Raw genomic sequence first — 12,686 nt, forward strand, 5'->3', positions numbered from 1 at the left:
GTATCCAAATGAACAAGTCCGTTAGTATATACAGCACTAGGTACCTACCTTAGGAGCTACTATGAACAACATAATAAAACCGTCCATATTCCTGCTGTCTACCATTTTGGCTATTCCGGCGCTAGCCACTGACGGGCTTTCCCCGATTGGCATTTGGCTATCCGACGACAAAGAAAGCAAGTTGGAAATATTTAATTGCGATGAAAAACTTTGCGGCAAGATTGTCTGGCTCAAAAACGATAAGAAGGAAGACGGCAGTCCGGTACTGGACGCCAACAATGAAAATGAGGCGCTGCGTGATCGCCCCATCGTAGGCTTAGACATTTTAACTGGCCTGGAAAAGCAATCCGCGAAGAAATGGGATGATGGTGAAATCTATGACCCGAAAAGCGGAAAGACCTACCGCGCCAAAATAGCGCTTAAGTCCGCAGACAAAATGAAACTCTCCGGCTGTATCAATAGCTTTCTGTGTCAGGGCGACAACTGGTACAAATCCGAACTCTAACCTTGCTACCTAATATTTATAAAGGCACCAAGTCAATATCATGAAAAATAAACCACTTTTTACCACAGTATGGATTTGCCTGCTTTTGGGCATGGCATCATTTACGCCTGCTCAAGCCGATTCAAATAACAGTGATAGGCTTCACATCCTCAAGCTGATGGACCAATACACCAAAGGTACATTCGAGGGTGACCGTGAGTTACTGAGCGCTTGTTTTCACAAAGATGCCACCATGAATGGATACCTGATGGGTAAGCTGCTTATGGCAAGCCCACATCTTTTTATCGAAGACATGGTAAAAAATCCGGTAAAAAACAGTGGTTCAAAGTATCAACATGAAATTAAGCACATTAGCATCCAGGGGAACGTGGCTTCGGTGATTCTGGAAGAGTCCGGATTCCCAGGAAGCACCCGCTTTAGTAACTTCTTTCACCTGATTAATGATGGTAATGGCTGGAAAATCATCAGTAAAACCTTTAGCAGCCACTAGCGCCCATATAACATAACAACGCTTAACTTCGGCCCAGATCAAGGGCCTTTTTACTTTTCTCTCTCTTTGCGTGCTCTGGCACCACAAGGTTAGGAGAACACAATAACCGTTGCCAGAAGGCAAAATCCGATTGTGCAGAAAAACCATGATCGTCTTTGCAATTTCGATTTCCCTGACTGCTATACAGGCAGGGAAATCGAGCCGGTCTTTGGCGAGTACGTTACAAACTGTGAACCACTTGCAGAACCACTTCTCTGGGAGCTCCTGGGAAATGGCCGGTACGCTCGCTGAAACCACTGACCGCGTACTCTTTATCGAATAAATTATGAACGTTCACCTTGATCAAGGTGTCGTTCCACTGGGTCTGCCAGCTCATATCAAAAATGGTATACGGGCGAACACGTTGACCATGAAAACTGAACTGCTCGCTGACGTAATCTACCCCAAAGGCAATTGCTGAATCAATAGACTCAAAATCGTATCGTGTCCATAAACCCAGCTGATGTTCAGGTGCATTCACAAAGCGGCTGCCGTCACCAAATGTATTGCGAAGAGAATCACCCGAAACACCTTTCACAACCTGAGTATCGTTGTAGGCGTAGTTTGCGGTAATCGTCCAGTTTGCGGCCAAATCGCCCACCAAACTCAGCTCCACGCCTTCGGATTCCACTTCACCAATATTGACCAGAGGTGGAATGCCGTCGTTCGGCAAGTCGGCGGTATCGTTCGGGTTTTGCTGAACCACATTTTGCTTTTTGATCTGGTAAATGGCTGCGGTCGTCATAATACGACCATCCAGCCATTCGTTTTTGATGCCCAGTTCAATCTGCTCACCGGTTTCGGGTTCCAGAGTGGCCTCACCCGCCACATCAGCCTGATTGCCTACTGACACCGGATTAAAGCTCTCGGAATAGTTCAAATAAACTGTCGAGCCTTCGGCGGGTTTATAAATCAAGGCTATGCGCGGCGAAACATTGCTGTCGTCGAAACTGTAAGAAGAAGCCTTATCGGTATTGTCAAAGTTGTCATAGCGCAAACCGGCCATCAACGACCAGTTTTTGTTAAACACCCAATAATCCTGCACATAAAGGCCCCAGCGTCTTGCCTCTGCACCGTCACGATTCAAATCACGTAGACGGTAGCTGCTTGGATCAGTTAAACCGTAGTTAAGATTAAAAATATTCAGATTTCGAACACCATCGCCTTCGTAACGCGCCCTCAAATATTCATACTCGGAATCCACATCGTGGAAATCCGCACCAAAGAGGAATTGATGCTCACCCGCCAGATTGTCGACTTTCAATACAAAATCTGTGGTCACGCTGTATTCCGTATTAGCGCGATCCTGATCGCGGTATTCCCGGCGAATCACTTGATCCGCAGCGTTGGCCACACCATCACCATTGGCATCGATCCATCCTCTGGGCTCATGGTATTTCTGAAAACGCTCATTATCCAAATAGCGAACCGTGGTGGTATTGCGAAGCTGATCATTAAAGCGATGCTCTAAACTTAACTGCACAACCCAGGCTTCCAGATCCTGAAAATCCGAAGCTTCATTGCTGTTATAGGAAGGGTCAACCAGAAAGCGCCCCTCATCATCAACCGGCACGCCACGGAAGCGGTTCCCGCCCAAATCCTGATTGATGTAGTCGAATGTGGTGGTCAGGCGAGTCGCATCACTTAACTCGAACAACAGGCCACCCGCAATTTCGATATTCACCTCATCGGCATTATTCCGGAAGCTGTCCGCCTCTTCATAGAAGGCGCCCAAACGATACGCAATTGACTCTGTCAGCCCACCCGTGGCCTCAAGCGACCCGCCTCGTAAATCACGACTCCCGGTCGTAAAACTCAGCTCAACATTGTCATCGAAGCTCGGCTTTTTGGTCACGTAATTGATCATACCGCCAGGTTCACCGCCACCGTACAAAGCCGACGCCGGCCCCTTTAGAATCTCGACACGCTCTACATTGAACAACTGAGGCACACTGAAACCGGAATACGGATCACCGCGAACACCGTCATAAAAGACGTTGGAAGAATCCCGAAAACCTCGAAACGTCACGCCGGAATAACTAAATTCACTCACCCCGGCAATTGAACGATACAGGTCCGTAATGTCCCGCGCGGCCTGATCCTCAATCAGCTGGGCCGACAGAATTTGGGCCGACTGAGGCAAATTCAGCTGCTCCAGTTCGATCTTCGAACCAATGCTGGTCTGCTTTTCCAGATAAAATTGTTGTGCTCGACCGTAGGTAATGACCTCTTCAATCCCATCGTTCTTGCTATCTTGTCCATTGGCCATAGAGGCGGCCAGCAAACTCGCCATAAGCACGCAGTGAGGTTTTATTGCCATTGGATTCTCCCGATACCTTGTCATGACCGCAATGATAAGCATTATCATTTAGATTCATAAAAATAATCAAGAGAATTCTTTTCACAGGAACAAAATTCTGCGCCCATGATTCTAAAAGCCGGGATATCATTTCAAATAAACGGATTTTTTCGCAAACACTCCGCCGCAAAATCAATAAAGGAGCGGATTTTAGCGTTGGCCTCGCGGCCTTCCAGATACACAATATTGATTGGCAGTGGCTCGGCTTCGTAGTCCTCAAGAACGCGCAACAGAGAGCCTTGTTCCAACTCCTCACCGACTTGATATGACATCAAACGGGTAATACCTACCCCGCATTTTGCCCCCTCAATGGCCGCACCGTTTTGATTGCAGTACATCCGGGGTGACACCTTGACCGATTCCTTGCCTTTGGGGGATTCAAAATTCCAATGGGTAGACGCTTCAACACCTGAGGCCATGATGATCTGGTGCTTCAGCAAATCAGCCGGACTCTTTGGCATTCCCTGCAGTTCAAAATAGTCAGGTGAACCACAAACAATCCGCCGCACATTTCCCACTGGTACGGCGTACAGGCTGGAATCTTTTAAATGACCAATCCGAATCGCCACATCCAGGCCTTCGTCAAGCATATTGCTCACGCGGTCATAAAACATCGCCCGTATGTCCACCTCGGGAAAGCACGTTAAGTAATCACTCAGAATGGGAACGATATGTTTCTGGCCGAACAACACCGGCGCCGTAACCGTTAGCACCCCTTTGGGTTGGGAATACCCACCGGAAGCGGCCGATTCAGCCTCCTCCAACAAATCCAGAATACGCTTACTGTCTTCATAAAAGCGGCTGCCCGCTTCCGTCAAACGGACTTGTCGAGTGGTTCGATTGAACAAGCGCACTCCGAGCGATTGCTCCAATGCCGCAACCGCTCGAGTGACTACCGGAGGCGAAATATCCAGATGGCGACTGGCTTCCGCAAAGCTCCCTCGGCTCGCCGCCTCAACAAAGATCTTCAAATATTCCAGCTTATTCACGAATGCTTACCTCTTAGCTACTTTCCCGCAGGCTTCCTTCCATTGGAAGCTGTAACGGCCCGATATCGTTTAACGGGAGCTTTTCAGCGTCACAGATAGACTTCGAGCAGAAACATTATTATTTCATAAAACGAAATAGATAATTAATAAAACAATCAATTATTAACAAAATAAACAAGGGTATATTCCAACCACCAAAGTCAAAACCCAGGAATCCACAATGTCTCGACCGCCCCTCCCCCCATTTACCGAAGAAAGCGCTCGCCAGAAAGTACGTCTTGCTGAAGATGGCTGGAACAGCCGTAACCCGGAAACGGTTGCCCAGGCCTACTCTCTCGACACCCAATGGCGCAACCGCTCCCACTTTGTCCATAGCCGTGAAGATGCCCAGACCTTCCTCACTGAAAAATGGGCAACAGAACAGGAATACCGGCTGATCAAGGAGCTGTTTGCATTCACCGGCAACCGCATTGCCGTGCGCTACGCCTACGAGTGGCACGACGCTGCGGGAAATTGGTTTCGTTCTTACGGCAATGAAAACTGGGTGTTCAATGAAGAAGGATTGATGATTGAACGCTACGCCAGCATCAACGATTTACCCATCGACGAAGCCGAACGCAAATTTCATTGGCCCCTGGGGCGCCGCCCGGACGACCACCCTGGCCTCAGCGAATTAGGTCTATAAAAGCAACGCGGGCAAGTAAAGGAATAACATTATGAGCTACTCAAGCGATATCGCGTTTACCGAGACGGTAAAAGCCATCCAAAGCCGAAAAGGCTCAAGGCGCGCCTACGCCCAAATGGAAGGAAACGGCGCTTGGGCAACGGAAGTGAATGACAAGCTCAGTGCTTTTATTGCCCGTCAAAGAAGCTTTTTTCTTGCCAGCAGCAATGCCGAGGGCCAGCCCTATATTCAACATCGGGGCGGTCCACCAGGGTTCTTGAAAATCCTTGATAAAAAGACCCTCGCCTTCGCCGATTACAAAGGCAATCGACAATTTATCACCCATGGAAACCTGGCAGAAAACGCCAAAGCGTTTATCTTTCTGATCGACTATAGCCGAAAAGCTCGTGCGAAAATTTGGGGCACCGCCCAAGTCATCGAAGACAACGTCAAACTGCTCGAACAGCTTATGCCGGCCCCAGGAGAATACCGAGCTATTCCAGAACAGATCATCCAATTCAATATCGATGCTTTCGATTTTAATTGCCCCCAGCATATTCCCCAGCGCTTTGAAGCTGAGGATGTTGAGAGGGTTTTAAAGGAGAAGGATCGAGAGATAATGATGCTAAAGGAAAGGATTAAGAAGCTTGAAAGCGGTTGAACTGTCCAAGCTTTCGTTCATATAGAGGTAAGTAAGTCTACTTATATAGATTCGCAGCTCAATCCCGAGCCTGCGCCCTTACCCCCCAAACTTTCCCAATAGATTCCTGGCATAGCGAATCGCATCACGCTCAACCTGGCTAAGGGTATCGGCCTGCCCCTTCTTAGGGTCATTGAGAATGGTTTGTGCAAACTCAATGGCCTCCCGCTCGATCTCGTTGATCATGGGTTGCTTTGGCGGGTCTACCGGCTTCTGCTCTGTGATCATCTGCTCCTCCATTAGAGTGCTTATCGACGTTTCAAAAACAGCAGCCAAGCATTTCAGGGATTCCAAACCCGCCTTTTGCCCGCCCTCGATCCGCTGAATTGTACGGGTACTCAGGCCAGACATACGGGCCAATTCTTCCTGGGACCATCCCCGGTCCAAACGACGTTGCTTAATACTCATCAAATCTCGCCTTAGCTGCTTCACAGTCTTTATCGCAGAAATTCAGGGACAAAAACACGACACTGTCGTGACATTGGGTGATTTTTGTACGGTTTTCACAAGAGAAGCTAGTAAATGGGACGAATTTGAGCATTTAAAAGCAGATCATAATTTGATGCTAACAAAGACATCAAGGGTAAACTCGTTAACAAAGCCCCTAAGAGGTCATGCTATCAGCAGCGGTCTTGCCGCCGGGATTTTGAGGTGGTTTCTCTGCTTTATAGACATCTTTTATTCTCAGCATATCGTATATTCTGCGCTCTCGCTTTTCATCAAAACCGACCTTTTCAATATACTCTTTCGGGTTGTCGTAGGTTCCAAAGAGCAAATCCCAAACAGCTAATCCATAATTATCAGCATGATGCATGTGCTTGTGGTGTACACGATGCATTTCTGGCCGTTGCAGTATCAGTCCCAGCCAATAGGGTGTTTTTAAGTCCGCATGGATAAACAAATTGTATAGAGCCGCAATGATTAGGCTGATAGCCGTACCATATGCACTTAGCCCCAGAATCAGATAACAACACAGGCCATTTATAAAGGTTGCCGCCATGCCATCAAATGGATGCATGTAAAACGATGTCAAAGCTTCTATGCGCCTCGGACTGTGATGAAGCTGATGAAAAATTCTCCACAGCAGATCAAATTTATGCATCGCACGATGCCACCAGTAGGCTACAAAGCTGGTAACTAAAAAACCCAGGATTCCCTGAAGCAGAATATTGATATTGCTCAGGTCAAGAAGGGACAGCTCACTGAAAAGTTCGACAAATACAAGCCCGAAGCCTATGGTGGAAATAGATTGAAATGCATTCACGGCTGAGGCCAAAATCATCCACCGACGGTCGCAATTGTTTTTGGAAGCCGGAGCAATTACCTCGAGTGTAAATATGCCAATAAAAGCAACAAAAATGATAACTAAAGTCAGTAACTCCACATTATCCACCACTAACGATCTGAACCGTATTTAAACATGACCTCATATTACATCAGGCCATATTAGTTTAATATCAAGCTGCATTACCCTTTTATTCGAAATTCTCTCTACTAGCCTTCTCCAATGCAAGAATCTCTCTAACATACTCCGCCTGACTGATATCATTTCGTTTTTCCCAATGATGTTCAAAAGGCAAAACCAACTTATAGCCTTCGGTTACCCCTCGACGAAGAAAAATACAAAGTTACCTCCTAACGTTAAATCATATGATCTCCAACTCGCCTTAAAGGCTATAATCCCTTCATTCATTACACCTTTAAACACTTTGTCAACTCGAACACGATATTTGTACTTAGGCTCCCTTTCAGGCTGATAAATTCCCGACAGAACTTTACCAAGAAATACCTCCCGGCTAGCATCCCAATGCACTTTTACCTCCTATGAGTCATTCGTCCTGGGGCATTCGTGAGAAAAGTAATCCATGGGAAACAACATCACAATTAACAACAATAGTCTTATCACTCCGCATGCGCCTTTATTGGATAGTTTTAGCGATTCAACAATCAATTTAAGGTCAATTTTTCTGTAACACTCGGTTTCAAAACGTTACTGCCCATATTCACTGAATCGAGCTTTATCCGGACCACACCAAAAGAGTCTTGGCCAATCTACAAGGTACAAACCATATTTCCCCGTAAAATCATCAATTTCGGTTGCGACATCGTCTACACTGGAATCTTGAGTCGGGCTGATATTTAACACCTTAATATTACCTGATTCATCGGCTTGCCCCCAGAGCAACCAACCACTACTGGTTTTTATTGCAAAACCGCCTACAATCGTTGCTTCGGCTTCGTTAAAAGCAATACCACCATACACATCGGTAATATCAAAAGATGATTCCAGAGACTTGACTGTGAGGGATTTATCCTCTAGTGGAGTATCAATTCCCTTTCTAAGGTGCATGTCCTTAAAACCAACTCCGTCCCTAAAGTTCTTATAGATATTTTCTATAGCAGTTAATTCCTCTTCAATAGTCGATTCAAATTTTTTACTCAGAAATTCAAACTGTCGCCAATCATCTTCTCGAAGCACAACAACGCTTTCTACAGATCGTGAATTTTCAACGCTAGCCAGGTCATTGCTAATTGTCGGGAGGCTGTAGAGCAGCTCACTTGGGTCCATCTGAATAATTTCACTTTTCTCCAAGTAGAGACTCAATTTTCCGATTTTACGGAACTTAGATTTCTCCGCGGGCTCCGCAGTAACAACTATCCAGTCCTCATTGCCCAAATGCATAACAGTATCGATTTCAAAGGTATCTGGCAGCTGATCAATTGGAACATTAGATACAGCGAAAGGAGTTCTTTCCTTCCCCTCATAAAACTCAACTTCAACTTCCTTTTTCCCGAATCCAAACATTGAAAATCCCATTGTTAGAAAGAATACAATCACCTTATTCATAAAGTGCTCTCGTTGCATACAGTTTCAGTAAATAAATTGCGAACAATCTAAGAAAAACACACCGCCGTCTCATTCACTCTTGATAGCTAACTCATAATCCGACATTAATTGATGTGAAAGCACCATAGTCAACAAAGCAGAAGCACAGAATACAAACAAACCAACATGCACGCTTACATGGGCCAAGCCCCCCACCTTAATGGTCGATGCCAAAATTGCGATAACAAACACATCCGCCATGGACCACTTCCCTACCAACAACATTTTCTTGACTGTATCGAGCTTTTCATCAGGTGAGCTGACCTTATCGAAGGTCAGCATAAAACTTATGTAGAATTTGCAGGCGGGCATTAACACGCTAAATACGAGTATCAGCAAGAAGAGAAAGAACTCTCCACGACTCAGCAATTCATATAAGCCACCAGCTAAAGAGAAAGTATCATTGAAAACCAGAAACTTCTGCATGGTGAACATCGGCAGAAAAATGCCAAAAAGGAACAGAACAACAGACGATACCCAGAGCACCCTGTTAATCATGGTCAATGTGAATTACTCCTGAAATCAGTGTTTGAACCTAAAATACTAAGTTTTTCCACAAGCTTAATCATACCCACAATAGAGAATGGATTGCGTGTTCGATTTTCAATATTTAGGCAAAAACCAGAATACGGCGTGATACAAAATGGGCTTAGGTACAACACTATCCCTGTACTCATCAGGTTTGGATCTAAGGTTTTTCCTTAGCGCTCGAAGAGCCCGTAAGGTTGAAAAGGATTGTATGGCAATTGCACTGACAAAAATAGTAATCAATATGGAGATTAGAGAGTGATCGAAAAACAACACAAATAACCTGGCCAGTCCCCAAAGGCCAAAAATTACCAGAAAAAAAGCGCTCATATATAAAGAGCTTGATATCTCACTGTCCTTACTTAAGGCACTCATTGCCCTTCTTCTCTTCCTGACCACATTTCCCTCACAACTTTAAAACGCACTCTGGACTACGACCATTCACCGCAAGACATAACCATATCGGCTATATCTAAGCCCTACTCACACGCAATCCCATCACCATCTCGATCAAGATGCTTACCGTAACCCGGCTGGCCCCGACGAATAGGGGCGGCGCCGGCTGCCCTCGCTTCACTACAGTTCCGATAGCTTACAGAAGACTTGGATTTAAGCTTCGGTGCTGGCTTAACCGATGGGGAACCTCGATGACAATGATACCCACCCGTTTTGCGATTATTGTGACACCCTTGACTGTTTAACCTTCCACCATGAGCAACCGCGAAATCGACAAACACTATGGCGAAGAATAATATCCAATGCTTCATCTGTTACCCTCGCATAACTTGGGTTGCCCTAACTCTATATAGTTTTGGCAATAAGATCTGACTTCAAAAGTCCTCCCTTGGTCAAAAGCTTTTCTGAGAAACGTGGGTTCTTTTTAGACTTGTATGTGTCAACTATTTTCTTTAACCCACCGGCTTCAAGGAGAGAAATATTAATATCAGTATCCATTTCAGCTGATTCGATAAAGTCCTGTGAGAAGCTGGGGGCCACAATCAAAACTTGAGCCACTCTTTTTCCAGCCGCTTCACACTGAGCTACGTAAGATTTAACTTGACGTGAAGTCGATGAGTACTTTCCAAATTCTCCATTTTTGAAGGACTTGGCTTCACCAATGATAATATCGTCATCGCTAATTGAAACAATAATATCAATCTGATCTTTAGAGGTATTCAGTTTCTTGCGAAGATCCTCATCTACAGTGAGTCCGAGGTGTTCAAGCATTGTTCTGGTTGCTTCTTCAAATTTTATTCCAATCTCTGGTTCTCGAATATCAATACTCCTCTCCTTGAGACCCGACCAATCCCGAGTAGCTAACAGTTCATAGTGTTCCAGCAATTTATCGTTACTACTCGCAAACGCCTCTAAAATAAGTGATCTTGCACTACCACGCTTACTAATATTCAAGTTATCCCGGATTCTTTTAACTTCATCATTTGAGTAACAAAAAAGTATGTCCAAGGGAGAAATACTCAGCTGCTTCAGCCGTTCAGGATTAATCTTTTCGACCTCTTCAATTTCAAAGTCCTCTCTTAGACGAGCAGCCATAGAGGGTTCCGTTTCGCTCAGAACACCAAGGAGGTCTTTATAACCGCTGGCACTCAAGGCATTACATTCACGTTCAAAACCAGACTTCAAACTTTCAATTAAAATGTCAATTCGATCATTTAACGTTGTTCCTGAGCGTGAATAATCAAGTTCAAGCCCATCCATCAGAGTCTTTAATCTTTCTTTGCGCTTATTAAGAGGTGCATCATCAGAAAAAATATCTTTGGAGAGTACACTTCTGATAGGAACACCAGACAGAGATATCAGTTGGATTTTCTCTTGTCTTGTTGTTCCTCGGGCTTTAAAACCGTGTTTACGAACTACCAATGACAGCTCAGGATCGCTTAAACTACGCAAAACTCGTAAAACATGTTTATCAGTAAGCTCGACCCCCTGGATTTTGTTCAGAATTTCAACCACCTCATCTGCAACTAGAACCTCCATTCTTCGGCGATCAACAAATAAAACACCTAGCTCACGCAAAGCATTTAACGAATCATCAATATTAACTTTGGGAATCTTGACTACCATATGCTCAATAGCAAATACCTCATCCGCTGTCAGCCCCATTCGCGCTGCAAGGACATTTAATACTGAACGTTCATCATCACTGATTTTAGCTTCACGATTAAGCCGTAAATCATTGTGATAGGCCGCATCAAAGCAATCCTTGTAAATCGATAAACGTACCCCTCGCCCGTAATCTGAAAGTTCTTCTGACGCCTCAATTTCCTTTTTTAGCTCTTCTGACAATGTATCAATGCGAGCATATTCACGTGCGTACAACTTCTCAATCCACGAAACCCTGGCAACACAATTGCCATCACGGGACAGAATTTTCACCAATAGAGAAATCTGACTACCAGTAAGGGCCAGTTCAGAACGTAGGAAATCAGCAAAATGACGCTCACAAGAGGTAAACAGTTGATTAATTTCACTACCAGAAGCACTGCGTAAGTGACCATCAATCCTAGACAAGTCTTGAGCTAAACGCGTATCCTCACCCACTTTACTTGAACATATTTTGTCCAACACATTGATGAATTTAGACTTTTCAACCTGATTTACTTGGGAGAGAACCTGGCTTAGTTTCATGACTTACTTCCTTGTTACAAATTAACTTAGGGGGCATTGTCGACAAGTCATATTCCTTCACGACAACTATCTAATGAATACGGTATAAGAATTACCACAGAAAATAAAGGTCAATTGAGTGGAGTCTTATACCTCACAGCACCCTTCTATGCGTCAGAACACTGCGGGGCTTTCAATAAGCAATATGGGCACGTGCACCCTGTTAAAAGTCAATCGCACTGGATAGCTAAGAGATGTTTTTAATAATTGAGTACTTACTATTATTTGGCCCAGCACTTCTATTTGTTGGTGTTGGTTTAGCCGTTTTCCCTCTAAGTTTGTTCTTGGGAAGTCACGGCCTTTTGCTGGAAATGATACCTATACTGCTGATTGAGATATTTTCGTTGCTTGGGCTTTACGCCTGCTTTCAATTGGTGCGCAAGCGGTTGAATCCAGCCATAGAAATTTCAAGCCCCAGAGTCATCACTCTTCAGATATTACTTGGAATACTTGCCACAATAGCATTTTGGTTTTTAGGCGTTTTTGACAACTTCGGTTGGCATCTCTATATCTTTATCGCTCCTGCTCTTGGAGCAATTCACTTGATCTACTTGAACCGTTATTATCTTCTCAGTAAAAGCTTCGAATAAACCCATCATTGACCCCAATCAAGCCAACTCTATATATGACTCATTAAACTCCGGCCCTCTTACTTCGACACCTAAGACTCCTCACCTGTTAACCTATCTATTCCGAACATAACCAAAGGCACGCCAAACAACCCACATCCAATCCCAACCCACAAATACGGAAGTGTAGAGAGAGTATCTTCCAAATCGTCAAGATCAAGCATCCTAACAAACTCAATCGCGAATAGTACAAAAAAAACGCTCAGAATTA

The 12,686-nt window shown here is 44.8% G+C and carries 13 protein-coding genes; 5 read left to right on the forward strand and 8 right to left on the reverse strand.

Annotated elements, in window-relative coordinates; all coding sequences use genetic code 11:
* Positions 1-61: 61 nt before the first annotated feature.
* Both G8768_RS10815 and G8768_RS10820 read left to right on the forward strand, forming a co-directional pair.
* The gene (locus tag G8768_RS10815) at positions 62-505 is read left to right on the forward strand and encodes a DUF2147 domain-containing protein (RefSeq protein ID WP_166847254.1); all 444 of its coding nucleotides are present in this window, start codon (positions 62-64) and stop codon (positions 503-505) included.
* Between the two features lie 40 nt (positions 506-545).
* Positions 546-995 (forward strand): nuclear transport factor 2 family protein, encoded by a 450-nt coding sequence (locus G8768_RS10820; RefSeq protein ID WP_166847251.1) that lies wholly within the window; start codon positions 546-548, stop codon positions 993-995.
* A 220-nt stretch (positions 996-1,215) separates the two neighbouring features.
* On the opposite strand, the gene G8768_RS10825 is transcribed toward G8768_RS10820, so the two are convergent.
* Positions 1,216-3,354, reverse strand: a complete 2,139-nt coding sequence (locus G8768_RS10825) for a TonB-dependent siderophore receptor (protein WP_184679371.1) — start codon at positions 3,352-3,354, stop codon at positions 1,216-1,218.
* Between the two features lie 131 nt (positions 3,355-3,485).
* A complete protein-coding gene (locus G8768_RS10830; RefSeq protein ID WP_166847245.1) occupies positions 3,486-4,382 on the reverse strand; it encodes a LysR substrate-binding domain-containing protein in 897 nt (298 codons plus the stop codon).
* A gap of 220 nt (positions 4,383-4,602) precedes the next feature.
* On the opposite strand from G8768_RS10830, the gene G8768_RS10835 reads away from it, so the two are divergent.
* Complete coding sequence (locus tag G8768_RS10835; protein ID WP_166847242.1) at positions 4,603-5,067, forward strand: nuclear transport factor 2 family protein; 465 nt, start codon at positions 4,603-4,605, stop codon at positions 5,065-5,067.
* A 31-nt stretch (positions 5,068-5,098) separates the two neighbouring features.
* A complete protein-coding gene (locus G8768_RS10840; protein ID WP_166847239.1) occupies positions 5,099-5,707 on the forward strand; it encodes a pyridoxamine 5'-phosphate oxidase family protein in 609 nt (202 codons plus the stop codon).
* A gap of 78 nt (positions 5,708-5,785) precedes the next feature.
* Here G8768_RS10840 and G8768_RS10845 read toward each other — a convergent pair whose 3' ends face one another.
* The 6 genes from G8768_RS10845 to G8768_RS10870 form a co-directional block, all read right to left on the reverse strand.
* Positions 5,786-6,154, reverse strand: coding sequence for a helix-turn-helix domain-containing protein (locus G8768_RS10845; protein WP_166847236.1), 369 nt, complete (start codon positions 6,152-6,154; stop codon positions 5,786-5,788).
* 196 nt (positions 6,155-6,350) lie between these two features.
* Positions 6,351-7,130, reverse strand: a complete 780-nt coding sequence (locus G8768_RS10850) for a sterol desaturase family protein (protein WP_184679372.1) — start codon at positions 7,128-7,130, stop codon at positions 6,351-6,353.
* Between the two features lie 606 nt (positions 7,131-7,736).
* Entirely contained in the window at positions 7,737-8,594 is an 858-nt protein-coding gene (locus G8768_RS10855; protein WP_166847233.1) for a hypothetical protein, read from the reverse strand.
* A 69-nt stretch (positions 8,595-8,663) separates the two neighbouring features.
* The gene (locus tag G8768_RS10860; RefSeq protein WP_243749540.1) at positions 8,664-9,131 is read right to left on the reverse strand and encodes a paraquat-inducible protein A; all 468 of its coding nucleotides are present in this window, start codon (positions 9,129-9,131) and stop codon (positions 8,664-8,666) included.
* Between the two features lie 509 nt (positions 9,132-9,640).
* Positions 9,641-9,928, reverse strand: coding sequence for an excalibur calcium-binding domain-containing protein (locus G8768_RS21370; RefSeq protein WP_166847226.1), 288 nt, complete (start codon positions 9,926-9,928; stop codon positions 9,641-9,643).
* A gap of 34 nt (positions 9,929-9,962) precedes the next feature.
* Complete coding sequence (locus G8768_RS10870) at positions 9,963-11,807, reverse strand: hypothetical protein (protein WP_166847221.1); 1,845 nt, start codon at positions 11,805-11,807, stop codon at positions 9,963-9,965.
* 233 nt (positions 11,808-12,040) lie between these two features.
* Here G8768_RS10870 and G8768_RS10875 point away from each other — a divergent pair, with 233 nt between their 5' ends.
* Positions 12,041-12,436: a hypothetical protein gene (locus G8768_RS10875; RefSeq protein WP_166847217.1), complete on the forward strand. Its 396-nt coding sequence runs from the start codon at positions 12,041-12,043 to the stop codon at positions 12,434-12,436.
* Positions 12,437-12,686: the final 250 nt, after the last annotated feature.

The organism is Pseudoteredinibacter isoporae (assembly GCF_011602085.1).
GTDB lineage: Bacteria > Pseudomonadota > Gammaproteobacteria > Pseudomonadales > Cellvibrionaceae > Pseudoteredinibacter > Pseudoteredinibacter isoporae.